The sequence below is a fragment of the Pseudomonas sp. PDM16 genome, from assembly GCF_014851865.1.
Taxonomy (GTDB): domain Bacteria; phylum Pseudomonadota; class Gammaproteobacteria; order Pseudomonadales; family Pseudomonadaceae; genus Aquipseudomonas.
Genome location: NZ_JACVAM010000005.1, coordinates 159,034 through 181,589 on the forward strand (window position 1 = coordinate 159,034; position 22,556 = coordinate 181,589).

Consider the following 22,556-nt stretch of genomic DNA (forward strand, 5'->3'; position numbering starts at 1 on the left):
ATATGAATAGTCGCCACTGCCCGGCTCTGCTGATCGCCGCGCCGGCCTCCGGCCAGGGCAAGACCACCGTCACTGCCGCCCTGGCGCGCCTGCACAGTCGTGCCGGCAAGCGGGTGCGGGTGTTCAAGTGTGGTCCGGATTTCCTCGACCCGATGATCCTCGCCCGCGCCAGCGGCGCGCCGGTGTACCAGCTGGACCTGTGGATGGTCGGCGAGGAAGAGTGTCGGCGTCTGCTGTGGCAGGCGGCAGGCGAAGCCGACCTGATCCTGATCGAGGGGGTCATGGGGCTGTTCGACGGTGCGCCCTCGGCCGCCGATCTGGCGAGGCGTTTCGGCGTGCCGGTACTGGGGGTGATCGACGCCGGCGCCATGGCCCAGACCTTAGGCGCCATGGCCTATGGCCTGGCGCACTTCCAGCCCGACCTGCCGTTCGCCGGGGTGCTGGCCAACCGCACCGGTAGCGAGCGCCACAACGGCATCCTGCGCGACAGCCTGCCGACCGGCATGCGCTGGTTCGGTGGCCTGCCGCGCTCGTCCGCGCTGGAGCTGCCGCGCCGCCACCTGGGGTTGATCCAGGCCGAGGAGCTGGCCGATCTGGACGCCCGTCTGGACGCCGCCGCGGATGCCCTGCTGGCCAGCGCCGGCGAGCTGCTGCCTGAGCCGGTGAGTTTCGCCGCGCCGGCCGAGCAGACCATCGAGCCGCTGCTGGCCGGTGTGCGCATTGGCGTGGCCCGCGACACCAGTTTCGCCTTCCTCTACCAGGCCAACCTCGATCTGCTGCGCGCGCTGGGCGCCGAACTGGTGTTCTTCTCGCCGCTGGCCGACCAGGCCCTGCCGGATGTACACAGCCTGTATCTGCCTGGTGGCTATCCCGAACTGCATCTGCAGGCCCTGGCTGGCAACCGCGCGATGCTGCAGGGCATCCGCGTACATCATGCCGCTGGCAAGCCGCTGCTCGCCGAATGCGGCGGCATGCTCTATCTGCTGGAGGCGCTGACCGACAAACAGGGCGAGAGCGCCGAATTGCTTGGCCTATTGCCGGGCAGCGCAGTGATGCAGCCGCGCCTGGCGGCCCTGGCGCTGCAGCAGGTAGAGCTGCCAGAAGGCGTTTTTCGCGGGCATACTTATCACCATTCCGTGCTGGACTGCACCCAGGTGCCGCTTGCCCGTGGTGTTTGTCCGAACGGCAAACCGGTAGCCGAGGCGGTGTTCCGCCGCGGACGCCTGACCGCCTCCTATATCCATTTCTACCTGCCGTCCAACCCCGGGGCGACGGCCGAGCTGCTGCTGCCATGAGCGACCACGCCTTCAGCCCCGACGAGCGCGCCGCGGTCTACCGCGCCATTGCTGAGCGCCGCGACATGCGCCACTTCGCTGGCGGCGAGGTAGCGCCGACGCTGCTCACGCGCCTGCTGCAGGCGGCCCACCAAGCGCCGAGCGTCGGCCTGATGCAGCCGTGGCGCTTTATCCGTATCACCCGGCCCGAGCTTAGAGAGACTATTCACGGCCTGGTCGAGGCCGAGCGGGTGCGTACTGCAGAAGCACTGGGTGAGCGCAGTGACGAGTTCATGCGGCTCAAGGTCGAGGGTATCCGCGACTGCGCCGAACTGTTGGTGGCGGCCCTGATGGACGGCCGCGAGGCCCATGTGTTTGGCCGCCGCACCTTACCGCAGATGGACCTGGCCTCGCTCAGCTGTGCGATCCAGAACCTCTGGCTGGCCGCCCGCGCAGAAGGTCTGGGGTTGGGCTGGGTGTCGCTGTTCGATCCACTGGCTTTGGCCGAATTGCTCGGCATGCCGGCCGGCAGCCAGCCGGTGGCGGTGCTGTGCCTGGGGCCGGTGAGCGAGTTCTACGAGCGGCCGATGCTGGTGCAGGAAGGCTGGGCCAGCGAGCGACCGCTGAGCGAGCTGGTGTTCGCCGACCGCTGGGGGCAGCAGGCGTGAGTGTTGCTTTGTCCGCCCTGGCTGGCATGGGCCTGGATGCCTGGTTCGGTGAGCCGCGCCGCTGGCACCCGCTGGTGGGCTTCGGCAACCTGGCCAAACGCATCGAGCAGCGCCTCAATGCCGGTGGTCGCGGCTGGCGCAGCCATGGCGTCAGTGGCTGGTGCCTGGCCGTGCTGCCGCCGGTGGCGCTGGTCTGGTTGCTGAGCCTGACCGATCTGGGCTGGCTGCTGGAGATCCTCGCCCTGTATTTCGCCGTCGGCCTCAAAAGCCTCGGCGAGCATGCACTACCGGTGGCGCAAGCGCTGCGCCTGGGCGATCTGCCGCAGGCGCGCCAGCGCGTCGGCTACCTGGTCAGCCGGCGTACCGCCGAGCTGGACGCCACTGGCGTGGCTCGTGCCGGCACCGAGTCGGTGTTGGAGAACGGTTCGGATGCGGTGTTCGCCGCGCTGTTCTGGTTCTGCCTGCTCGGTGCGCCGGGCGTGGTGCTGTACCGGCTGAGCAACACCCTGGACGCCATGTGGGGTTACCGCAACGAGCGCTTCGAGCGCTTCGGCTGGGCGGCCGCGCGCATCGATGATGTGCTCAATTACATCCCCGCGCGCCTGGTGGCGCTGACCTACGCACTGCTCGGGCGCACTGGCCTGGCACTGCGCTGCTGGCGCCGGCAGGCGCCACAATGGGACAGTCCCAACGCCGGGCCGGTGATGGCTGCAGGCGCCGGAGCCCTGGGCGTTAGCCTGGGCGGTTCGGCCGTCTACCATGGCATCGAGGAGCAGCGGCCGCAGCTGGGGGAGGGCGCGCCGCCGCAGGCGCGTGATATCGAAAGGGCACTCAATCTGGTGCATGGCGGCGTGGTTCTGTGGCTGCTGGTGCTGGTAGCAGGAGGACTCTACCTTGCTTGACCATGGCGGACGGCTGCGCGCTGCGGCCCAGCGCTACGACATTCCATTGGCGGACTGGCTCGATCTGTCCACTGGCATTGCACCCTATGGCTGGCCGCTACCCACGGTAGCGGACTCGGCCTGGCATAGGCTGCCGGAGGTCGGCGATGGCCTTGAGGCGGCCGCATGTGATTACTACGGCGTAACGACGTTGTTGCCGGTGGCCGGCTCCCAGGCGGCGATTCAAACCTTGCCACGCCTGCGCCGCGTGGGTAGGCGGGTGGGCATCGTATCGCCAGCCTATGCCGAGCATGCAGAGGCCTGGCGCCGTGAGGGCCATCTGGTCACCGAGCTGAGCGAGGGCGCGGTCGAGCGTAGCCTGGATCGGCTGGACATCCTGCTGGTGGTCAATCCGAACAATCCTACCGGCCGGCTCATCGAGCGCGAACGCCTGCTCGACTGGCATGCGCGGCTGGCGGCGCGCGGTGGCTGGCTGCTGGTGGACGAGGCTTTCATGGACTGTGCCCCCGAGCACAGTCTGGCTGCCGATAGCCAGCGGCCGGGGCTAATCGTGCTGCGCTCGTTCGGCAAGTTCTTTGGCATGGCGGGTATACGCCTCGGTTTCGTGCTGGCCGAAGCCGATCTGCTCGAGCGTCTGACCGGGCTACTCGGCCCTTGGTCAGTCAGTGGGCCGGCGCGGGCAGTGGGTAGGGCTTTGCTGAGCGATCTGGAGGGGCAGCGTCGCCAACGCGAGCGCCTGCTGGCCGATAGTCTGCGCCTGGCTCTGTTGCTCAGTGCATACCGCATGGCGCCGGCCGGGGGGACGGCGCTGTTCCAGTTGGTGGCTCACTTCCAGGCCGTCGGTCTACACGGCTATTTCGCTCGCCGCGGCATCCTCCTGCGCCTGTTCGCCGAAACCCGCTGCCTGCGCTTCGGCTTGCCCGGCGATGAGATCGGCTGGCAACGCCTGGAGCAAGCGCTCATGGATATGCCGGTATGACAGTAGTGCCTGACGGGCGCGACGACTCGCCTGTGGTGCAGGCCGCCACCCTGATGGTCCAAGGCACCACCTCGGACGCCGGCAAGAGCACCCTGGTGACTGCGCTGTGCCGCTGGCTGCAGCGCCAGGGCGTCAGCGTCGTGCCGTTCAAACCGCAGAACATGGCGCTGAACAGCGCTGTGACCGCCGATGGCGGCGAGATCGGCCGTGCCCAGGCGGTGCAGGCCCAGGCCGCTGGGCTCGCGCCGCACACCGACATGAACCCGGTGCTGCTCAAGCCCAACTCCGACACCGGCGCCCAGGTGATCATCCAGGGCCGCGCCATCGGCAACATGAATGCGGTGGCCTACCACGACTACAAACAGGTCGCCCGCGAGGCGGTGCTCGAGTCCCACGCCCGCCTTGCCGCGCAATACCCGGTGGTGATGGTGGAGGGTGCCGGCTCGCCAGCCGAGATCAACCTGCGTGCCGGCGACATCGCCAATATGGGCTTCGCCGAAGCGGTGGATTGCCCGGTGCTGCTGATCGCCGATATCGACAAGGGCGGCGTGTTCGCCCATCTGGTCGGCACCCTGGAGCTGCTGTCGCCACGCGAGCAGGCGCGGGTCAAGGGCTTCGTGATCAACCGCTTCCGCGGCGACATCGCCCTGCTGCAACCGGGGCTGGACTGGCTGGAGCAGCGCACCGGCAAGCCGGTGCTCGGCGTGCTGCCGTACCTGATGGACTTCCACCTGGAGGCCGAGGACGCAGTGCAGGTGCTGCAGCCGGACAAGGAGCGTGAGGTGCTGCGCGTCGCCGTGCCGGTGCTGCCACGCATCAGCAACCACACCGACTTCGACCCGTTGCGCCTGCACCCGCAGGTGGACCTGCAGTTCATCGGCCCCGGTCAGGTGATTCCGCCAGCCGACCTGATCATCTTGCCCGGCTCCAAGAGCGTACGCGCCGACCTGGCGCGCCTGCGCGAGCACGGCTGGGACGCCGCCATTGCCCGCCACCTGCGCTATGGCGGCAAGGTGCTCGGCATCTGCGGGGGCCTGCAGATGCTCGGCACGTGCATCGACGACCCGCATGGCCTGGAAGGCCCGGCCGGTAGCAGCGCGGGCCTCGGTCTGCTCGACTACGCCACCGTACTGGAGCCGGAGAAGCAGCTACGCAATGTGCGCGGGCGTCTGAGCCTAGGCGAGCTGGAAGTCAGCGGCTACGAGATCCATGCCGGCGTCAGCGCGGGTCCTGCCCTGAGTAGTCCCGCCGTGCGCCTGGACGATGGTCGCAGCGATGGCGCCATCAGCGCCGACGGCCAGGTCATGGCCACCTACCTGCACGGCCTGTTCGAGCAGCCGGCCGCCTGTGCTGCGCTGCTGCGCTGGGCCGGCCTGCGCGAGGCGCGCCAGGTGGATTATCATGCGCGCCGCGAACGCGACATCGAGCGCCTGGCTGACCTGGTCGAGGCACATCTGGATACTCAAAAGCTGCGCGAGCTTTGTGGCCTGTAGGGTGGATGTCGCCGTTTACATCCACCTTGGTGGCTTCGGTGGATCGATAGAGCGCGATCCACCCTACGGAAGGAGAGCAAGATGCTTGAACTGATCCTCGGTGGCGCCCGCTCCGGCAAAAGCCGCCTGGCCGAGCAGCTGGCGGCGGACAGTGGCCTGGAGGTCACCTATATCGCCACCGGGCAGGCCTGGGACGGCGAGATGGCCAAGCGCATCGCCCACCACCGCAGTACGCGCCCGGCCGAGTGGGGCCTGGTGGAGGAGCCCCTCGAACTGGCCCGCGCCCTGCGTGACAATGCCGCCCCCGAGCGCTGCCTGCTGGTCGACTGCCTGACCCTGTGGCTGACCAACCTGCTGATGCTGGAGGACGAAACTCGCCTGGCCATGCAGCGCGATGCCTTCCTCGAGGCGCTGGGCGAGCTGCCCGGGCGTATCATCCTGGTCAGCAACGAGACCGGCCTGGGCGTGGTGCCGCTCGGGGAGCTGACCCGCCGCTACGTCGACGAGGCCGGCTGGCTGCACCAGGCCGTGGCCGAGCGCGCCGAGCGCGTGCAGTTCTGTATCGCCGGCCTGCCCATGCTGCTCAAAGGAGCGCCGCTATGACTTCTTCCCTGTGGTGGCAACAAGCCTGCCGTCAACCTGATGCCGCCGCCGAGGCCGCTGCCCTGGCGCGCCAGGCACAACTGACCAAACCGACCGGCGCCCTCGGCGCGCTGGAGGCGCTGGCAGTGCGTCTGGCCGCACTGCAGGGGCGCGAGAAACCGGTCATCCGCAGTCCACAACTGGTGCTGTTTGCTGGCGATCACGGCGTGGTTGCCGAGGGTGTGTCGGCCTACCCGCAGGCAGTGACCGCGCAGATGCTCGGCAACTTCGTCGCCGGCGGCGCTGCCGTCAGCGTGCTGGCCCGCGAGCAAGGTGTGCCGCTGTGCTTGGTCGACCTGGGCACCATCGATCTCGCGCTCGAACTGCCCGGCGTACGTCACCTGCGCCTGGGCGCCGGCACCGCCAACTTCGCTGTAGAACCGGCAATGACGGCCGAGCAGTGTGCGGCCGCTCTGCAGGCCGGGTGCGATGCGGCGCAGGGGGCGCTTGTGGCAGGTTGCGACCTGCTGCTGGCCGGCGAGATGGGCATCGGAAACACCAGCGCTGCCACCGCCCTGGCCTGCGCGCTCAGCGATCTGAATCCGGTCGATCTGACCGGGCCCGGTACCGGCCTGGGCGTCGCCGGGGTGAATCATAAGCGGGTGGTAATCGAGCGGGCCCTGCTGTTGCACGGTGCTCATCTGGCTGAACCCTTCGAGGCCCTGCGCCGGGTTGGCGGCTTCGAGCTGGCGGCCCTGGCTGGCGCCTATATCGCTTGCGCCCAGGCCGGCATTCCGGCCGTGGTCGACGGCTTCATCTGCAGCGCGGCGGCCCTGTGCGCCGTGCGCCTGAATCCTGGCGTGCAGCCCTGGTTGCTGTTCGCCCATGCCGGCGCCGAGCCTGGCCACGCCGCGCTGCTGGCCGAGCTCGGCGGTGCGCCGCTGCTCGATCTCGGCCTGCGCCTGGGCGAGGGCAGTGGCGCTGCTCTGGCGCTGCCCCTGATCAAACTGGCCTGCGCGCTGCACGGCGGCATGGCTACCTTTTCTGAAGCTCTGGTTGAGGACAAGCAATGACCCTTTCCCTGGATATGTTGCGCCACGGCGTGACCGACGCCGGCCCCGGCTTTCGTGGCAGCAGCGACGATGCGCTGACCGAGCAGGGCCGCCAGCAGATGCAGCTGGCCCTGGCGGGCAAGGGTGGCTGGGACTTGGTGGTCAGCTCGCCGCTGCAGCGTTGCGAGTCCTTCGCCCGTCAGTTCGCTGAAGCCCACGGCTTGCCGCTGCGTATCGAGGCCGATCTGCGCGAGCTGCACTTCGGCGCCTGGGAAGGCCGCAACTCGGCGGAGGTGTTGCTGGAAGATCCAGAGGCGCTCGGCAAGTTCTGGAACGATCCCTACCGTTTCACCCCGCCTGAGGCCGAGCCGGTCAAGGACTTCGCCAAGCGCGTGCTGGGCGCGGTCGAGCGCCTGCAGGCCGAGCTGGACGGTAAACGTGTGCTGCTGGTGACCCACGGCGGCGTGATGCGCCTGTTGCTGGCGCGTGCGCGCAATCTGCCGGAAAACCAGTTGCTGCAGGTGGAGGTGGGCTATGGCGCGCTGCATGGCCTGCAGGTTGCAGCCGGTCTGCAGCTGACCGAAGCCTGATGCTGCCGCAGCCGCTGCTGATCGCCCTGCAGTTCCTCACCCGCCTGCCTGTTCGGCTGGCGGGTATGCCGGAGCCTGCTCAGGTCGGCCGTTCGCTGTTGTGGTATCCGCTGGTGGGGCTGCTGCTTGGCGGGTTGCTGCTGGCCTTGCATGGGCTGCTCGGCAGCACTCCGGCGTTGCTGCAGGCGGCCATTCTGCTGGCGGTCTGGGTCGGGCTGTCCGGTGGCCTGCATCTGGATGGTCTGGCCGACACGGCTGATGCCTGGGTCGGTGGTTACGGTGATCGCGAGCGCACGCTGGCGATCATGAAAGACCCGCGCAGCGGCCCCATTGCAGTGGTCGTGCTGTTGCTAGTGCTGCTGCTCAAGTTCGCCGCCTTGGCCGTACTGTTGGAACGGGAATTCTGGGCCGGCCTGCTGCTGGCTCCCTGGCTGGCGCGTGCGCTATTGCCGTTGCTGTTCCTGACTACCGCCTATGTGCGCGCCGGTGGCCTGGGCGAGGCGTTGGCCGAGTATCTGCCGCGCGATCACCTGCCGCTGGTGCTGGCCGGTCATGGCCTGGCCATGTTGTTGCTGGGCTGGAGTGGGGTGTGGGCAGTGGCCGCCGCTGCTTTGGTGTTCTGGCTACTGCGCCGCGCCTTTGTCGCGCGCCTGGGTGGTACCACCGGCGACACGGCCGGCGCCCTGTTGGAGCTGGCCGAATGCGCAGTGCTGCTGAGCCTCGCCTTATTCCTCTGAGCCATCTGTTCCGCTGTCTTCTCCGGTAACTGTAACTGCCTGTTCGGCTGATGCGGGTATATACCTGTATTCATGTTGCCGACCCGATGCCTCTGTACCAAATTGCGCCGCGCCAGCCGTGGTGTGAGCCGAATCTACGACGATGCCCTGGCTGATATTGGGCTCAATGTCGCCCAATTTTCCCTGCTGCGTAATCTCCAGCGCCTCGACCGGCCGAGCATTTCGGCCCTGGCCGAGGCCCTGGGTCTGGATCGCAGCACCCTCGGCCGCAATCTGCGGGTAGTGGAGGGCATGGGGCTGGTTCAGATGGGAGAGGGGGCCGACCAGCGTAGCCGGCAGGTGGTGTTGACCGAGTCGGGCGAGCACCTGCTGGAGCGTGGCGCTCCGCTCTGGGAGCGAGCCCAGCAGGAGCTGGCACGGCGCCTGGGTGATGACAAACGAGCAGCATTGATGCTGCTGCTGGACGATCTGGAAACCATCGACTGACGGGCCGTTGCCCGTGGAGACAACGACATGAACAATCCATGGCGCGCGGCAGCCTGGCTGCTGGTGGGAGCATCGCTGATCCTGGCCCTGTCGCTGGGTGTGCGGCATGGCTTCGGCCTGTTCCTATCGCCGATGAGCAGTGAGTACGGTTGGGGTCGCGAGGTATTCGCCTTCGCCATCGCCCTGCAGAACCTGATATGGGGTCTGGCCCAGCCGATCACCGGGGCTATTGCCGATCGCTTTGGTGCGCGACGGGTGATCGTCGCCGGCGGGGTGCTCTATGCTTCGGGTCTGGCGCTGATGGCCGGTGCAGATTCGGCGTCGTCATTGTCGCTGAGTGCCGGTCTGCTGATTGGCATCGGCCTGTCTGGCACCTCCTTCTCGGTATTGCTGGGTGTGGTCGGCCGCGCGCTGCCGCCGGAAAAGCGCAGCATCGGCATGGGCATCGCCGCTGCCGCCGGCTCCTTCGGTCAGTTCGCCATGCTGCCTGGGACGCTCGGGCTGATCGGCTGGCTCGGCTGGTCATCTGCCTTGCTCGCGCTGGCAATGCTGGTGGCCCTGATCGCCCCCTTGGCGCTGATGGTTCGCGACATTCCCCTGTCTGCGCCGGCTGGTGCCGAGCAGAGCCTGAGCGCCGCATTGAAGGAGGCATGCAGCCACTCGGGCTTCTGGCTGCTGGCGCTTGGCTTCTTCGTCTGTGGCTTTCAGGTGGTTTTCATCGGCGTGCATCTGCCGTCGTACCTGGTCGATCAACACCTGCCGGCCTCCGTCGGCACCACGGTGCTGGCACTGGTCGGGCTGTTCAACGTGTTCGGCACCTATATCGCCGGCTGGCTGGGCGGACGGATGTCCAAGCCGCGCCTGCTCACCGGCCTGTATCTCCTGCGTACGCTGGTGATCGTGGCCTTCGTTTACTCACCGCTGACCGAGTGGAGTGCCTATGCCTTCGGCATGGCCATGGGGCTGCTGTGGCTGTCCACTGTGCCGTTGACCAATGGCACGGTGGCGACCCTGTTCGGTGTGCGCAACCTGTCCATGCTCGGCGGCATCGTCTTCCTGTTCCACCAGATCGGCTCCTTCCTCGGCGGCTGGCTGGGAGGCTATCTGTACGACCATACCGGCAGCTACGAGGTGGTCTGGCAGCTGTCGATCCTCTTTGGTCTGATGGCGGCAGCGCTCAACTGGCCGGTGCGTGAACGACCGGTTGAGCGCCTGCGAGCGGCGGAGCTGGCATGAGTCGCAGGTGGGGGCAGGGATTGGCGGTGCTGCTGGTCATGGCGCTGCTGGCGCTGGCCTGGTGGGGCTGGAGTCGCGGCGGGTTGGCTCTGCTGCAGCTGAACATGAGCCTGTGCTGAAGATTGCCGCGCGGGCTATGGGCGAGTAGCGTTGACTCATGAAATGACTCGGAGCTGCTGTCATGTTGCCGCGAATCACCTCTCTGCCCCTGTTATTCCTGTTGTCCTCGTCGCTCTGGGCGGCAGACTGCGCGCCGCTGTTGAAAGACCAGGGTGAGTTGCAACAGCTGCGCTCCAAGGAGCGTATCGACCTGTGTCAGCGTTTCGCCGGCAAGCCGCTGATAGTCGTCAATACCGCCAGTCATTGCGGTTTCACGCCGCAGTTCAAAGGGCTGGAGGCGCTTTACCAGCGCTACAAGGAGGAGGGGTTGGAGGTGCTCGGCGTGCCGTCCGATGACTTTCGCCAGGAAGCCGACAGTTCCGAGGGAACGGCCAAGATCTGCTTCATCGACTATGGCGTGACCTTCGCCATGAGCGAGCCGCAGGCGGTCAGTGGTGACGATGCAGTACCTCTTTTCCGCGAGCTGGCCGAGCAGAGCAGTGCGCCGCGCTGGAATTTCTACAAATATGTGGTGGGGCGCGACGGCAAGGTGGTTGCTAGCTTCTCCAGCCTGACCAAGCCGGATGACGAGGACCTGATTGCGGCCATCGAGAAGGCCATCGCTCAGTAAGACCAGACCACGAAAAAGCCGGGCGAATGCCCGGCTTTTTCGTGGTGGCGCAGTGTACCGTCAGAAACGGTAGCTGGCCTGCAGGCCTACGCCGTGAGCGCTGTTGTTGTACTCGGCACTGAAGCCTGGCGCGATCTCCACACCCGCCAGTTCGGTGGCGGGCTGGTTGACCTTGGCGCTGTTCTCGTGGAGGTACGAGTAGGCGACATCGATGGTCAGGTCCGGATTCGGCGACCAGCCAGCACCCAGAGAGAACACCTTGCGGTTGCCCACGGGAATGCGCACGCTGCGGTGGGCGTTCTCGGCCGGCGACGGGTCGAGAGCGAGGCCGGTACGCAGGACCCATTGCGGGTTGAGCTGGTAGGCGGCGCCGATGGCATAGGACCAGGTATCGTGCCACTTCAGCTCTTCGCCGATCTCGTCGAGGATGCCCAGCGGAGTGCCTTCGTTTTCCACGACGATTTCATCCAGGCGGCTCCAGCGGGTGAAGGTGGTGCCCGCGTGGAGTGTCCACTGATCGTCGAGTTTGTAGGAGATCGAGGTATCGACGGTTTCCGGCGTGGTGAAGTCCAGCTTGCCGTCGTACTCGCCGTTGAACAGACCGACCAGTCCGGTGCCGCCGGTAACGCGGGTGCGGCCTTCCAGGGTGTAGTCGACCTTGGAGTGGTAGGTCAGGCCCCAGGTCAGCTGATCCGTGATGTCGACCATGATGCCGGCGTTGAAGCCATAGCCCACGTCGTCGCCCTTGACGCCGACCTTGGTCTCGCCGGTGCCGCCAACGGCGGAGTTGTCCAGCTTGTTGACCAGCTTGCCCTTGATCTTGTTGATGGTCGGGCCGAAGCCGACGGACACGCTGTCGTTGATCTTGTAGCTCAGGGTCGGCTGCAGGGTGACCACCTCCACCTTGCTGTACTGGCCCTTGAAGCGGCCGCCGAAGCTCTTCTCGTAGTCGCTGATCAGCGCGTAGGGCACATAGAGGCCCACGCCCCAGCTCCATTGATCATCGATCGGGCTGGCGTAGTAGCCGAACGGCACCGGCGTCAGCGGTACCATGTCGCCCTTGGCGGTGTTCGCGCTGGCGTCATCGATGTCGACGTTGGCCTTGACCAGGCCGAATCCGCCCACCACTTCCGGGCGTTCCAGTTTGGTCAGGCCTGCAGGGTTGCCGAAAAGGACGGTGGCATCATTGGCAGAGGAAGCGCGACCGGCGAAGGAGGTGCCCATGCCGCTGACGCTCTGTTCGTTGATGGCAATTCCGTTGCCCAGGCTGTGAGTGGAAATCGCTCCGACGGCGAGCGCAAGAGAAGTCTTCAACCAGAGATTTTTCATTAGGAAGCTCACGAACAGTGAAACGGGGGCGGCAAGCTAACTGTTTTGCCGGGCCTTGCCAACCGCTCTGGAACGGGGTTTTTGTGAACTTTCGTTAAGCGCGGGCTGGCTTGGGAGTGACTCTTAAGTCACTGAATTGGTTCCGACTTCTTGCCTCAGGCCGCCTGTGGGGAGGGTGGGATGCATTGCTGCCAGGCGTTCAGGAAATCGCACAGACGGCCGTGAGGCTGGAAGACCTGGCGCCAGATCCGGGCGAGGCCATGAAGGTCATCGGCCTCGGGGAGGATGGCCGTTTCACTCTCGACGAGCATCCAGGCGATGGCGGTGGCGTAGCGCAGGTTGACGGTGAGTTCCAGATGTGGCGCGGCGAGGAAGGCGTGCTGGCTGGCGAGTCCGCGGACCAGGCTGGCCAAGTCTGGATCGCGGGCCAGGTGCAGGTCCCATAGTCGCTGGTGGCGTGATTCGCTGATGCGGTAAAGGCCGTGGCCTTGAGTGCCGTCCAGGGCGCTACCGAGCGCCGACTGGCTGGCGGCGGTGCCCAGTAGAAGGGCTTCGGCGGTTGCAGAGTGACGCCCCAGGTACATCAGAGTGGGGCGGATGACATGTTGGCAGAGGTCGCTGGCGGCAATTCCCATGTGGCCCTCGCGAAGGGTGCCGGCGGGGCCAGGTGCCTGGCAGCTTTTCTTGGTTCTAATAAAGGCCCCGCCGGAAGCGGGGTTAGCCGCTCGATTTGAAGTGTAGTGCGATAAATCGGCTGTAAAGGGCTGTTTTTAAACTGTTTAAGCTCGTACTAACTGTGCAATATGTCTAGATGTGATTAAAAACTGATCAGTTACTCGCCCAGGTAGCCAGCGGTAGTTGTGGCTGCCTGGGCGAGATGCCATTTACAGGTGTTCGATCTTCAGGCTGGTGAACTGCGCGCTGCCAGCCTCGGTGTTGTTGCCGACGTTGTCCTGTACGTAGCTGCCGGCCTTGAAGTACATGGTCTGCTTCGCCCAGCTGGCGTCGAGCTTGGCACTCCACGTCACCTGCGCTGCGGTCGGCAGCTTGGCGTAGACGGCCAGGGTGCCGCCCGGGGTCAGGCGAATGGTGTAGCTGAAGCTCTGGCCCAGCGGCACGTTGCGCAGGACGATGGCCTTGCTGGTATCGATTCCCGGCTTCAGGCGATAGATCGCGGTCACGCTGCCCGTCTTGGCGGACACGCTGTACTCGTACTGCAGTTTGATGGGTGGATCGTCGCCCTCCACGTTGTGGATCTGGCCGATCACCACTTTGCCGGTCGACGGTACCTGGGTGACTTTCATGGTCGCGCGCAGATAGTTGTCGGCATCCTTGTATTTCCAGTTGCGCGGCTTGCCATCGGCGAAGGTCTCACGCAGTTCGCTGCGCGGATACTTGGCGTTCTTGGTAGTGGTGCCATCCACCGGTGCCCAGAAGAACAGGGTGCCGTTGATGTTCTTGAAGTAGTCGTCCTGGTAACCGGAGGCGAGCAGGGGAGTGGTGATGGTGGTTGCCGGCTCGCCGACGGGAATGGTCAGGTTCCAGGTGTTGAGGTCGATCATGGTGCGTAACGGCTCCGAGAAAAAACTGGAAAACTCATCCGGAGCGCAGGTCGATCACGACACTGAAACTGCCTAGCCGCCCTGCCAGTAAGCGCACACAGAATGATGCTCTTGCATGCCTTGGCGTGATGGTTGAGCCGGGCATGGCGCGCTTTATACGGAGCAGCCGAAGCTTTGATAATTACCGTTTGTCGACATATTGGCGTCCAAATATTGGCGATTAATTGACGCTGCTTTTGCTATGTCTATCGCATTGATGCGAAACGGATTTTTAACAGCGAAACGGCAGCGTCTGGCGGCTTGCCGCTGCGCTTGTGGCGACGAACGGAAAGCACCATGCCAGAGCGGTTCGTGAACGGATTCTCAAGTGTGTTGGGGGGCGTGTGAGGACGGCGAAACGACAGCTCGCAAGGGTGCTCGCCTTGCGGTCGTGTAATGACGACCGCGATGGCACGACCCGGGTGCCTACGAGTTAGCGGCCTGGGGTCAGCAGCAGGCGCTTGTTACCGTAGACCTTGTCGACGTTGCGGCTCTGGAACGGGAAGCTCATGTAGCCGCCCTTGAGCCAGGCGTCGATGCCGTCGGCGTAGTGCGGGCTGGCCGGGTTGCCGGACTGGCCGGAACTGTTGACCCCGATCATCGGCTCCTCCAGGCCGAAGTCTACGACGATGCGCATGGCCGGGATCAGCCACACGTTGAAGTCCTTGCCCCATTCGTAGGCGGCCACGTTGAGGGTGCCGTGGTCGCCACCGGCCGGGTAGGGCCCCCGATCCAGGTAGCCGCTGATGGCTTCGATGCCGCTGCGCTGGCTGGCGCTCAGGTAGGGCGCCATCTTGGTGGCTTCGCTGGTCCAGTTGTACTGGTGCAGCTTGCCCCACTGCCAGGCGCTGCGGTTGGCGCCCAGCTTGCCTTCCAGATAGCTGACGGCGCCGGCCAGGCTGCGTGCCATGATCGCCGGCTTGTCTTCCTTCTGCGCGGTTTTCACGTCGTCCCAGAATGGGCTGTCGTCGCGGCCGAGCAGGTGGTCGGCCTGGGCCGAATAGCTGTTGTTGCTGATCTCCACCAAGGCGCGCCAGGCCGGGCTGGTATCCGGGCCCAGTTCGTCGAGGAAGGTGGCCTTGGCACTTTCCTGAAGGAAGGCGCTGTACAGCGCTGCATCGGCAGAGGTAGCCGCCATGCGGCCGTCGAAGGCCATCAGGCGCTTGTAGGCTTCCTCGGCCTTGGCGCGCTCGGCGGCGGGCAGGGAGGTGATGGCCTTCTTCAGCGGCTCGGCCATGCCCGGTGCGTCGAACATCGCCTGCAGCTTGCCGGCGAACGGCGTGGTCTGGTCGTACTGCATGGCGATCATGCTTTTCTGGTCATGGCGCCCGGAGCCGGCCAGTTGCGCGATGCGCTCGGCGCGCTCCGGGTAGAACCAGGAGTTGGACAGCTGCATGCCGTAGCCGCGTGGCACGGTGCGATGGTTGGCGGTGCCCAGCCAGCCCTGCATCGGGTCCTGGTCGTAGGGGTGCAGCATGGCGTCGGCGTAGCCATCCCAGTCGTAGGCGCCGTCCCAGCCCGGCGAAGGCACCAGGCCGGTGCCCTGCTTGCGGTTGGGGTAACGACCGGTGACCTGCCAGCCGATGTGCTGGGCGTCGGCGAACACGATGTTCAGCGCCATGGCGCGCACTTCGCGGGTGGCTTCGAAGGCCTGTTCCACTGACTGGGCGCGGGACAGGTCGAAGAAGGCATCGATCGAGCGATCCGTCTCGCCCTGGATGCTGCGTAGGGCCAGACCGTAACCGCTGGACATCTGCAAAGGTTGCAGAGGTGATTTGCGTTCGCCCAGCGCCGAGTTGAGCAGCGGGCCGTTGCGCGTTTCGTAGACGGTCTCGCGAATCGGCCGCTGACCCTTGATGAAGAAGGTTTCCTGGCGCTCACGAGCCGGCTGCCACTTGCCGTTGGCCTGGTAGTAGAGGCGGCCGCCCTCGCGTTTGACCTTCTCGAGGAACAGGTCCTGGTTGTCGCCCATGACCATGGTCATGCCCCAGGCCAGCTTGCCGTTGAAGCCGGCGACCACGGCCGGCACCCCGGCAATGGACACGCCGGCGGCCTGGAATTTCGGCGAGCGGATCTGCACGAAATTCCAGATCGAGGGCATCGACAGCGGCAGGTGGGTGTCGTTGGCCAGCAGGCTCTTGCCGCTGCGACTCTTCTGCGGGGCGATGGCCCAGTTGTTGGAAGCGGCGACGCCGAGCATGTTCAGTGCCGCCACCTGGCCGGCGGCGTTGTTTACTGCGGCCAGGCCCGGAATCTTGCCGGCCAGGTTCAGGTCGCGCAGTTTCTCGGCTTCGTCGAACGGCAATGGCTCGTCCGGGTAGCTCGGCAGCAGCCAGGCCAGCTTGTCGGCGCCGACCTTGTCGCTGAGGGTGAGGGCGGCGATCTCTTCCTGCAGGTTGACCGACAGGCCGAAGTTGAGCAGGCAGAACAGCAGTACCGAGTCTTCCGGTTTCCAGTAGGCCGGGCGGTAACCGCTCTCGGCCAGGTCCATCGGCAGCTTGTCCTTGTAGCGGAACAGGTAGGCGTTGACGCCGCGGGCATAGACCTCGAAGAACTTCTTGATCCGCGGCGAGGCGTTCTTGTACAGCACCTCGGCGCTGGCGCGCAGGTTGACGGTGCGCATGAAACGGTCGATTTCCAGCACGCCGGGGCCGTTCATCTCGGCCAGGCGGCCCTCGGCCAGCAGGCGCATGCCGACCATCTGGCTGAGGCGGTCGGCGGCGTGCACGTAGCCCAGGGTGAACAGGGCGTCATGGAAGGTGGTGGTCTCGATCAGTGGCATGCCCAGCGCATTGCGCCGTACCACCACGCTCTGCGCCAGGCCCTGGACGCGGACGATGCCCTGGTCCGGGTGCACGCTGTCGGCGTAGCGGCCATTGAGGAAAGACTGGCAACCGCTGAGGAACAGGGTGCTGCACAGGGTCGCGGCAGCGGCGACGAACAGAGGTCGGAAGATGAGGCGCGAACCCATGACTGGCTCCTGGCGCAGGGAGGCGGACGATGGGGCGAATTGTAGAGGGCGGAAGCCGCGGGGAGTAGGGGCTTGGCAGGGCATTGCACCCTGCCGGGCGAGTTCAGGTCAGGCGCCGTGGCACTTCTTGAACTTTTTCTCGCTGCCGCAGGGGCAGGGGTCGTTACGGCCGACTTCCTTCAATGGGTTGCGCACCGGCTCCTGGTGATGATGGTTGCAGTGCGGGCCGTGCACGTGGCCGTCGTCATCGTGGTGATGGTCATGGTCGTGGTTGCAGTCGGGGCCGTGAACATGAGGCTGCTGAGTCATGAAGCTACTCCGGGATGTAATCGCTGGGGATTATCTCGCCATTGCGCTGCAGATGCACGTTGCGGCCGAACAGGACACCCGTCTTGACCTTGCCACGAAGGCGATAGCTGATCGGTTTGTCCGTGTCCTCCAGCGCCTTGACCACGCCTTTGAGGTGGCGCCACAGATTGGTCCGCACCGGCACCTCGAATTCGCGGCGGCCGTGGGCAGGCACGTTGATCCACTCGCTGGATTCTCCCTCGGTCAGCGGTATGCCGTTGAGCTCGATGTCATAGCTCAGGCCGCGTATGGGTAATTCGAAGCCATTGGGGTTGACGACGCGAAAGCGCAGCGAAAACTGTTGTTCCAGCAGCTTGGCCTTGATGACATCGACTTTGACGAGGTGGACTTCCGGGTCCTGGAAATCACCACTGAACCAGCTGGTGCATCCCGTAAGGCCTGCCTGCAGGCCGATGAATATCGTCAGGGCGATGATACTGTTTCGCGCCTGTGAAAACATTGCATTACTCCGATTGACGCCCCAGTGTAACAAGCGGCTGCTTGGCAGCCACCTGCTGTTACCAGAAAAAAACTGCGCCATACTGGGCATCGAATTGGACAGGAGTGTGACCATGAGCCTCTATGAGATCGCCTTTGCCGGGCAGGTGGTGCCAGGTGCGGCGCTGGAGCAGGTGAAGGAAAACCTGGGGCGGCTGTTCCAGGCCGATGCCCAGCGCATAGCCTTGCTGTTTTCCGGACGGCGCATAGTGATCAAGAGCAATCTGGATGCTGCAGGCGCCGAAAAATACCGGGCGACCATGGAGCGAGCCGGCGCCTTGGCCATTGTCCAGCCGCTGCAGGTAGAAGAGGTGGAGATGGCTCCGCCGCCTCCGGCTCCTGCTCCAGTAGCTGCGCCGATACCTTCTGCAGCTGCAGCGCCAGTTAAGAGTGGCAGCTCGGCTCGTGTCATTCCTCGTGATGAGTACATGGCTGCTTTCAGCGACGTGGAGGCGCCGGACTTCGGTATCGCACCGGTTGGCGCTGATCTGCAGGACGCCAAGCCCGAGGCCCAGCCACCGCAAGTGGACTTTTCGCAGTTCAGCCTGGCTCCGGCCGGTAGCGATATGGGCCAGGCCAAGACCGCCCCGTCCGGCCCGCCGCCTGATACTTCGCATCTCAAGTTGCAAGAGTGATGAACAAGGCCCGCATATGCGGGCCTTGTTGCTCCTGATGTCAGCTGCTGCCGGCACATGCGGTTTTTGCCTGGACGGGAGTGAGGTTGCGCACCGAGGTATAGAACAACTCACAGGTCTGCGTTTTGTCCGTTACCTGCCACTTCTGCGTGCAGGCATTTAGCGTCTGTTGCGGGTCGGCAGCGGGATTCTGCCCCATGCCAGCCTGCCAACAGGCGGCACTGATGTCCTGGCCCATCACCTTGAGCCCGGCGGCGTCGGCTTTTTGCTGATCACCGCCATAGTTCTCCGGATCGGCCGCGTACCAGATGTAGCTCGGGTGGTTGGCTCCGAGCACTGGCACATTCTGGCCCGGCGTTGGGGCTATCTCGTCCAGGCCTAATACGCCGATATTCACCTTGTACTGGCTGTTGACCCAGCTACGCACCGGTCCGCCGAAGGCGACCAAGGGTAGGGGCGTGCCATCTCCGTCGGTGAGTTGGGCGACCATGGTCTTCTGGTAGTCGGTGAAGTAGTCGTAGACCCCCTCCAGGTCGCCGCCGGCGCTGGCCGGTGCAGCGATTGGGGCGATGTCGATGATGGTCTGGTAGGCCGGAGTCTGTTCCGCCGTAACTCCATTTTCTGTCAGCAGCGATGCCCACCGGTCCGTGGTCTTGGATTCCAGATAGTCCTGGGCCTGAGTCAGGGAATAGTCCGGTGGGAAGTGCAGTAGCTCCACGCTCTTGCGATTGTCCAGGGCCATCCCCAGCGGCAGGAAGAAGTACCAGCTGTACTGCCATTTGCCGTCGCCGTTGAGTTTGCTGGCGCCGTCGAAGGCCAGGTCTCCGGCATTCAGCAGGTTGGTCAGGGGCGTGCCGTAGTTGGCGGGAACGCCGGTGAACGCAGCGGAGAGCGTGTCGTTGGTGCGACTGACCTTGACCGTGGCGTCGGCGTATCCATCGCGCTCCAGGCTCTGTTTCAGGTAGTGCTCGGCGGTTTGTTCGAGCGTCCAGTCGCGGTAGCAGATCACGCCACAATTGTTCGGGTAGGCGAACAACCTGGTTACCCGCTCGCTGCTGCCCAGATTGACTTGAGCGTCGGCCGCCTGGGCAATTCCCGCCTGGAGGGGCCCGATGAACAACAAGGTGGCCAGACTGGCCACCACTCCACTGTGCTTGTGCTTCATCTACTGCTCCTTGTTGGCCTCAGCTCCTGCCGGGCTCTGGCTACAAATGAAGCAGACTTTTCGCGTAGGTCTAGCCCAGGTAAGGGCTGCAGCATTTCTTGAATTTCTGCCCGCTGCCGCATGGGCAGGGATCGTTGCGTCCAGCCTTCAGGGGCACTGTGGGGTCGATGAAATACCAACGACCATCGTGCTGGACGAACGCCGAGCGCTCGCGGTGGCTGTGCTCGCCGCTACCGTCGTGCCAGCGTGCGCTGAACGTCACGAAGGCATGTTCGGGTTGGGCTCCGATCAGCTCGCTTGCTTCTACGTCGAGCCCCAGCCATGTACTGCCCAGGCTCCATGCGCGGATGCCATCACTGTCGAGCCCGGCTTGCTGGGCCGGCAGCGTGGTGCCGACCAGATAGTCGACCAGCCCTAGTACGTAGGCGCTGTAGCGCGAGCGCATCAGGTGCTCGGCGCTGGGCGCCGGTGTGCCCAGATGATAGTGGCCGCAGCAGCCCTCTAGTGGGGTGCCACTGCCGCAGGGACAGGCTTGGCTCATAGAGTCACCACCAGTATTTGCCGAAATTTTCCGGATTGGCCCAGAACTTGGCGTTCAGCCAGTCCGGCACCTGTTTGTAGTCGCGCAGATCGTAGGTGAACAGGGTGAGAACCTGTCCCTCGCGCTGAAAGCTCTCGCTGACTTGCAGCGCCAGGGCGAACAGATCGGTTTCCTGCCAGCCACAGGCGTTCAGGTCGACCAGCACGGCCAGACGGCTGGCATTGAGGTTGCGAATGCCGCCCAGTAGCTCCAAACCGGTGCGATGGGGTAGGTGTTCGAGGCAATCGGCGAGCACGGCCAGGTCGTAGCGCTGTCCCGCGAGCGATGCTGGTAAGGGGGCTGCCGGCGTTTGGCTCACCAGGCTGTCCGGGTGAGCCTGTTGAAATGCCGTCACGGCAGGCAACTGGCTGGAGGAGACCACCAACAGGCGCGGCGGGGCTTGCAGGTCGAGGAGCGCGGCCAGCGCCTGTTGTGGAGTGCGGTCGGAAAAGGTCTGGTTCATGGGGAAAATGTCTGAAATGTGAACGCAAAGACTAACGCGGTGGACAAAGTATTTGGAACTTGGCGCGAACAGTGCCTATAACTGGCAGATAGTAAGGAAGCGATCTTTACTTCTTTGCTGTCGGTTAGATGCCGATTCCCTACAGGAGACCTAAAAAGATGAGTATCACAAGGAAAGCTGTACCCCTGATCCTGGCAAGCGGCCTGCTGACCGGTTGTGCCGGTATCCAGAAAACTGATTGGCCGACCTGTGCGGCTGTGGGTGGTGTGACAGGTGCTGCGCTTGGCGCCATCGAAAGCTCCGAGTGGGCAGGCTGGGGCGCACTGGTAGGTGCCGGCGTAGCGGCCTCCTACTGCTGGGTTCACGGTGCCGATGAGCAGGTGGCGGTGGTCGAGGAAATGGTGGTCGAAGAGGTTGCCGTACCCGAGTCCGAGCCTGCTGAGCCGGTTCGTGTCGAGCTGGACGTCAAGTTCGATTTCGACAAGTCCGTGGTCAAGCAAGAAAGCCAGGGCGACATCAAAGCGTTGGCTGACTTCATGAGCCAATACCCGGCTACCAGCACCGTGGTTGAGGGGCATACCGACTCCGTCGGTACCGACGCTTACAACCAGGGTCTGTCCGAGCGCCGTGCCAATGCCGTGCGAGACGTACTGGTCAACCAGTATGGCGTGGGCGGTGATCGTGTGAGCTCGGTAGGTTATGGCGAAAGCCGCCCGGTAGCTGACAACTCCACCTCCGAGGGTCGTGCCATCAACCGTCGCGTGGAAGCCGAGGTCGAAGCTCGCCCCTGAGTAATCCTATCCCGGCCTGGCGGCTGCAGCGGAACGCGCAGTCGTCCCCCGGGACGGGCTTGTACACTTTGGGGGACGGGTCTTTACTCCTGTGTTACCGGTAATCGAACCGGTGACACAGGAGACTCGCCATGAGAAGACTCGCAAGGGCAGCTGTACCCCTTCTCTTGGTCAGCAGTGTTCTTTCTGGTTGCGCCACGACTTCCAGTACGGGAGATGCGCCGCTCAATCAAGGGAACTGGCCCATTTGCACGGCGATTGGCGGCCTGACCGGAGGAGGTCTTGGCGCAATCGAAAGTTCTACCTGGGCAGCTGGAGGTGCCGTGGCCGGTGCGGTCATCGGAACTCTGATCTGCTATGCCCAGGACGGTGACGAAGATGGCGACGGAGTGTTTGATCGTCGCGACCGTTGCCCCGATACCCCGCCCAACACTCCGGTACGGCACAACGGTTGTCCGCTGCCCACCTATCCGGATGCCGCTCCCGACACCTCTACCGAGCCCGTGGCCGCGGCAGGTGATTCGGTACGCGTCGAGCTCGACGTCAAGTTCGACTTCGACAAGTCGGTGGTCAAGGAAGAAAGTCAGGCCGACATCAAGGCTTTGGCCGACTTCATGAGTCAGTACCCGCAGACCTCTACCACAGTCGAGGGGCACACCGATTCCGTTGGCTCCGATGCATACAACCAAGGTCTGTCGGAGCGACGAGCCAATGCCGTGCGTGATGAGCTGGTGAATCGGTATGGCGTGTCGGGGGACAGGGTGTCGTCGGTGGGTTACGGCGAATCCAAGCCGGTGGCTGACAATGGCACCGATGATGGTCGTGCAGTCAACCGCCGTGTTGAGGCCGAGGTCGAAGCACGACCCTGACCTCATTGGGGGTAACAGCACTTCTGGCGATGATCTGCTCCCGCGCTGCCACTACAGCGGCGCGGGAGCCGATTCGGCTCAATCAGAAGGTAGGGCGAGCTGCGGCGATGGCGACCAGTGCCAAACCAACCAGCAGATTGCTGCCTACCAGCCGGCGGATGCGCCCCAGCGCTTCGCCACCCGCTGGCCAGTCATGATCATCGATGGCCCGACGTAGCTGCGGCAGCAGCAAGACCTGAACGCGCAGGAACAGGGCCAGCATCACTAGGTACAGCCCCATCATCACCTGCACATAACGTGGTGCTGCCTCGAAGCCGGCGAAGCGCAGGTGCAGCATGCCCATGCCGGATACCGGCAGAATCATTACGGCGATCCATACCCAGACGAAGAAGCGGCGGAATACTTCCAGCCACAATGTCAGGCGCTCTGGCGCCTGCAGTTTGGACACGGCTGCCGGACGCAGAATCATCCAGGCGAAGAACATGCCGCCGACCCAGATCAGGGCGGCCAGTGTGTGCAGGGCGTAGAGGGCGGAGAAGACAGTCATCGGGAGTCTCGGTCGCGGGATGGCGCGCGA

The 22,556-nt window shown here is 64.7% G+C and carries 24 protein-coding genes and 2 pseudogenes; 16 read left to right on the forward strand and 10 right to left on the reverse strand.

The features are described from left to right. Positions 1 to 2: 2 nt before the first annotated feature. The 13 genes from IB234_RS17850 to IB234_RS17905 all read left to right on the forward strand — a co-directional run bounded on the left by IB234_RS17850 (position 3) and on the right by IB234_RS17905 (position 10,729). Complete coding sequence (locus IB234_RS17850) at positions 3 to 1,295, forward strand: cobyrinate a,c-diamide synthase (RefSeq protein WP_192320412.1); 1,293 nt, start codon at positions 3 to 5, stop codon at positions 1,293 to 1,295. Then, positions 1,292 to 1,942, forward strand: a complete 651-nt coding sequence (gene bluB, locus IB234_RS17855) for a 5,6-dimethylbenzimidazole synthase (RefSeq protein ID WP_192320414.1) — start codon at positions 1,292 to 1,294, stop codon at positions 1,940 to 1,942. Before IB234_RS17850 ends, bluB begins: the two co-directional genes overlap by 4 nt. Further along, positions 1,939 to 2,844 carry an adenosylcobinamide-phosphate synthase CbiB gene (gene cbiB, locus IB234_RS17860; RefSeq protein ID WP_192320416.1) on the forward strand — a complete coding sequence of 302 codons (906 nt, stop codon included), beginning with the start codon at positions 1,939 to 1,941 and terminating at the stop codon, positions 2,842 to 2,844. Before bluB ends, cbiB begins: the two co-directional genes overlap by 4 nt. Continuing rightward, a complete protein-coding gene (cobD, locus tag IB234_RS17865) occupies positions 2,837 to 3,823 on the forward strand; it encodes a threonine-phosphate decarboxylase CobD (RefSeq protein WP_192320418.1) in 987 nt (328 codons plus the stop codon). Before cbiB ends, cobD begins: the two co-directional genes overlap by 8 nt. Beyond that, complete coding sequence (locus IB234_RS17870; RefSeq protein ID WP_192320420.1) at positions 3,820 to 5,316, forward strand: cobyric acid synthase; 1,497 nt, start codon at positions 3,820 to 3,822, stop codon at positions 5,314 to 5,316. Before cobD ends, IB234_RS17870 begins: the two co-directional genes overlap by 4 nt. Positions 5,317 to 5,397: 81 nt before the next feature. Further along, positions 5,398 to 5,919 carry a bifunctional adenosylcobinamide kinase/adenosylcobinamide-phosphate guanylyltransferase gene (gene cobU / locus IB234_RS17875; RefSeq protein ID WP_192320422.1) on the forward strand — a complete coding sequence of 174 codons (522 nt, stop codon included), beginning with the start codon at positions 5,398 to 5,400 and terminating at the stop codon, positions 5,917 to 5,919. Continuing rightward, positions 5,916 to 6,971, forward strand: a complete 1,056-nt coding sequence (cobT, locus tag IB234_RS17880; RefSeq protein ID WP_192320424.1) for a nicotinate-nucleotide--dimethylbenzimidazole phosphoribosyltransferase — start codon at positions 5,916 to 5,918, stop codon at positions 6,969 to 6,971. The genes cobU and cobT overlap by 4 nt, the downstream gene beginning before the upstream one ends. Next, positions 6,968 to 7,540, forward strand: a complete 573-nt coding sequence (gene cobC / locus IB234_RS17885) for an alpha-ribazole phosphatase family protein (protein ID WP_192320426.1) — start codon at positions 6,968 to 6,970, stop codon at positions 7,538 to 7,540. The genes cobT and cobC overlap by 4 nt, the downstream gene beginning before the upstream one ends. After that, entirely contained in the window at positions 7,540 to 8,277 is a 738-nt protein-coding gene (locus tag IB234_RS17890) for an adenosylcobinamide-GDP ribazoletransferase (protein WP_192320428.1), read from the forward strand. Before cobC ends, IB234_RS17890 begins: the two co-directional genes overlap by 1 nt. A 72-nt stretch (positions 8,278 to 8,349) precedes the next feature. Continuing rightward, positions 8,350 to 8,763 (forward strand): MarR family winged helix-turn-helix transcriptional regulator, encoded by a 414-nt coding sequence (locus IB234_RS17895; protein ID WP_192320430.1) that lies wholly within the window; start codon positions 8,350 to 8,352, stop codon positions 8,761 to 8,763. Between the two features lie 27 nt (positions 8,764 to 8,790). Beyond that, complete coding sequence (locus tag IB234_RS17900) at positions 8,791 to 9,999, forward strand: MFS transporter (protein ID WP_192320432.1); 1,209 nt, start codon at positions 8,791 to 8,793, stop codon at positions 9,997 to 9,999. After that, positions 9,996 to 10,118: a hypothetical protein gene (locus IB234_RS24175; protein ID WP_263864200.1), complete on the forward strand. Its 123-nt coding sequence runs from the start codon at positions 9,996 to 9,998 to the stop codon at positions 10,116 to 10,118. The genes IB234_RS17900 and IB234_RS24175 overlap by 4 nt, the downstream gene beginning before the upstream one ends. 62 nt (positions 10,119 to 10,180) lie before the next feature. Beyond that, on the forward strand, positions 10,181 to 10,729 hold the full coding sequence (locus IB234_RS17905) for a glutathione peroxidase (protein WP_192320435.1): 549 nt from the start codon (positions 10,181 to 10,183) through the stop codon (positions 10,727 to 10,729). 60 nt (positions 10,730 to 10,789) lie between these two features. Here IB234_RS17905 and IB234_RS17910 read toward each other — a convergent pair whose 3' ends face one another. The 6 genes from IB234_RS17910 to IB234_RS17935 all read right to left on the reverse strand — a co-directional run bounded on the left by IB234_RS17910 (position 10,790) and on the right by IB234_RS17935 (position 17,438). After that, a complete protein-coding gene (locus IB234_RS17910) occupies positions 10,790 to 12,058 on the reverse strand; it encodes an OmpP1/FadL family transporter (RefSeq protein WP_192320437.1) in 1,269 nt (422 codons plus the stop codon). A 155-nt stretch (positions 12,059 to 12,213) separates the two neighbouring features. Continuing rightward, entirely contained in the window at positions 12,214 to 12,693 is a 480-nt protein-coding gene (locus tag IB234_RS17915; protein WP_192320439.1) for a hypothetical protein, read from the reverse strand. Positions 12,694 to 12,942: 249 nt separating this feature from the next. Continuing rightward, on the reverse strand, positions 12,943 to 13,620 hold the full coding sequence (locus IB234_RS17920; RefSeq protein ID WP_192320441.1) for a polysaccharide lyase family 7 protein: 678 nt from the start codon (positions 13,618 to 13,620) through the stop codon (positions 12,943 to 12,945). Positions 13,621 to 14,092: 472 nt separating this feature from the next. Next, on the reverse strand, positions 14,093 to 16,630 hold the full coding sequence (locus tag IB234_RS17925; protein ID WP_192320443.1) for a penicillin acylase family protein: 2,538 nt from the start codon (positions 16,628 to 16,630) through the stop codon (positions 14,093 to 14,095). A gap of 108 nt (positions 16,631 to 16,738) precedes the next feature. Further along, positions 16,739 to 16,939 (reverse strand): SEC-C metal-binding domain-containing protein, encoded by a 201-nt coding sequence (locus tag IB234_RS17930; RefSeq protein ID WP_192320445.1) that lies wholly within the window; start codon positions 16,937 to 16,939, stop codon positions 16,739 to 16,741. A gap of 4 nt (positions 16,940 to 16,943) precedes the next feature. Then, on the reverse strand, positions 16,944 to 17,438 hold the full coding sequence (locus tag IB234_RS17935) for an LEA type 2 family protein (protein ID WP_192321007.1): 495 nt from the start codon (positions 17,436 to 17,438) through the stop codon (positions 16,944 to 16,946). Positions 17,439 to 17,550: 112 nt separating this feature from the next. Here IB234_RS17935 and IB234_RS17940 point away from each other — a divergent pair, with 112 nt between their 5' ends. After that, a complete protein-coding gene (locus IB234_RS17940) occupies positions 17,551 to 18,111 on the forward strand; it encodes a hypothetical protein (RefSeq protein ID WP_192320447.1) in 561 nt (186 codons plus the stop codon). Positions 18,112 to 18,151: 40 nt separating this feature from the next. Here IB234_RS17940 and IB234_RS17945 read toward each other — a convergent pair whose 3' ends face one another. The 3 genes from IB234_RS17945 to IB234_RS17955 all read right to left on the reverse strand — a co-directional run bounded on the left by IB234_RS17945 (position 18,152) and on the right by IB234_RS17955 (position 20,319). Next, a complete protein-coding gene (locus tag IB234_RS17945; RefSeq protein WP_225580666.1) occupies positions 18,152 to 19,276 on the reverse strand; it encodes a hypothetical protein in 1,125 nt (374 codons plus the stop codon). Between the two features lie 70 nt (positions 19,277 to 19,346). Next, complete coding sequence (locus tag IB234_RS17950) at positions 19,347 to 19,817, reverse strand: YchJ family protein (RefSeq protein WP_192320449.1); 471 nt, start codon at positions 19,815 to 19,817, stop codon at positions 19,347 to 19,349. Between the two features lie 4 nt (positions 19,818 to 19,821). Further along, positions 19,822 to 20,319, reverse strand: a complete 498-nt coding sequence (locus tag IB234_RS17955; RefSeq protein WP_192320451.1) for a DUF6231 family protein — start codon at positions 20,317 to 20,319, stop codon at positions 19,822 to 19,824. 437 nt (positions 20,320 to 20,756) lie between these two features. On the opposite strand from IB234_RS17955, the pseudogene IB234_RS23995 reads away from it, so the two are divergent. Continuing rightward, a pseudogene (locus tag IB234_RS23995) lies at positions 20,757 to 21,110 on the forward strand (OmpA family protein); the annotation flags it as partial. 371 nt (positions 21,111 to 21,481) lie between these two features. Further along, positions 21,482 to 21,979 (forward strand): annotated as a pseudogene (locus tag IB234_RS17965) (OmpA family protein); the annotation flags it as partial. A gap of 82 nt (positions 21,980 to 22,061) precedes the next feature. On the opposite strand, the gene IB234_RS17970 reads toward IB234_RS17965, so the two are convergent. Beyond that, complete coding sequence (locus tag IB234_RS17970; protein WP_192320457.1) at positions 22,062 to 22,526, reverse strand: CopD family protein; 465 nt, start codon at positions 22,524 to 22,526, stop codon at positions 22,062 to 22,064. Positions 22,527 to 22,556 lie beyond the last annotated feature (30 nt).

Bases quoted from the DNA above. Each gene is read 5' to 3' on its own strand.
- IB234_RS17850 (WP_192320412.1), top strand. From the start codon at position 3: ATGAATAGTCGCCACTGCCCGGCTCTGCTGATCGCCGCGCCGGCCTCC.
- bluB (WP_192320414.1), top strand. From the start codon at position 1,292: ATGAGCGACCACGCCTTCAGCCCCGACGAGCGCGCCGCGGTCTACCGC.
- IB234_RS17870 (WP_192320420.1), top strand. From the start codon at position 3,820: ATGACAGTAGTGCCTGACGGGCGCGACGACTCGCCTGTGGTGCAGGCC.
- cobU (WP_192320422.1), top strand. From the start codon at position 5,398: ATGCTTGAACTGATCCTCGGTGGCGCCCGCTCCGGCAAAAGCCGCCTG.
- cobT (WP_192320424.1), top strand. From the start codon at position 5,916: ATGACTTCTTCCCTGTGGTGGCAACAAGCCTGCCGTCAACCTGATGCC.
- cobC (WP_192320426.1), top strand. From the start codon at position 6,968: ATGACCCTTTCCCTGGATATGTTGCGCCACGGCGTGACCGACGCCGGC.
- IB234_RS17890 (WP_192320428.1), top strand. From the start codon at position 7,540: ATGCTGCCGCAGCCGCTGCTGATCGCCCTGCAGTTCCTCACCCGCCTG.
- IB234_RS17895 (WP_192320430.1), top strand. From the start codon at position 8,350: ATGTTGCCGACCCGATGCCTCTGTACCAAATTGCGCCGCGCCAGCCGT.
- IB234_RS17900 (WP_192320432.1), top strand. From the start codon at position 8,791: ATGAACAATCCATGGCGCGCGGCAGCCTGGCTGCTGGTGGGAGCATCG.
- IB234_RS24175 (WP_263864200.1), top strand. From the start codon at position 9,996: ATGAGTCGCAGGTGGGGGCAGGGATTGGCGGTGCTGCTGGTCATGGCG.
- IB234_RS17905 (WP_192320435.1), top strand. From the start codon at position 10,181: ATGTTGCCGCGAATCACCTCTCTGCCCCTGTTATTCCTGTTGTCCTCG.
- IB234_RS17910 (WP_192320437.1), bottom strand. From the start codon at position 12,058: ATGAAAAATCTCTGGTTGAAGACTTCTCTTGCGCTCGCCGTCGGAGCG.
- IB234_RS17915 (WP_192320439.1), bottom strand. From the start codon at position 12,693: ATGGGAATTGCCGCCAGCGACCTCTGCCAACATGTCATCCGCCCCACT.
- IB234_RS17920 (WP_192320441.1), bottom strand. From the start codon at position 13,620: ATGATCGACCTCAACACCTGGAACCTGACCATTCCCGTCGGCGAGCCG.
- IB234_RS17925 (WP_192320443.1), bottom strand. From the start codon at position 16,630: ATGGGTTCGCGCCTCATCTTCCGACCTCTGTTCGTCGCCGCTGCCGCG.
- IB234_RS17930 (WP_192320445.1), bottom strand. From the start codon at position 16,939: ATGACTCAGCAGCCTCATGTTCACGGCCCCGACTGCAACCACGACCAT.
- IB234_RS17935 (WP_192321007.1), bottom strand. From the start codon at position 17,438: ATGTTTTCACAGGCGCGAAACAGTATCATCGCCCTGACGATATTCATC.
- IB234_RS17940 (WP_192320447.1), top strand. From the start codon at position 17,551: ATGAGCCTCTATGAGATCGCCTTTGCCGGGCAGGTGGTGCCAGGTGCG.
- IB234_RS17945 (WP_225580666.1), bottom strand. From the start codon at position 19,276: ATGAAGCACAAGCACAGTGGAGTGGTGGCCAGTCTGGCCACCTTGTTG.
- IB234_RS17950 (WP_192320449.1), bottom strand. From the start codon at position 19,817: ATGAGCCAAGCCTGTCCCTGCGGCAGTGGCACCCCACTAGAGGGCTGC.
- IB234_RS17955 (WP_192320451.1), bottom strand. From the start codon at position 20,319: ATGAACCAGACCTTTTCCGACCGCACTCCACAACAGGCGCTGGCCGCG.
- IB234_RS17970 (WP_192320457.1), bottom strand. From the start codon at position 22,526: ATGACTGTCTTCTCCGCCCTCTACGCCCTGCACACACTGGCCGCCCTG.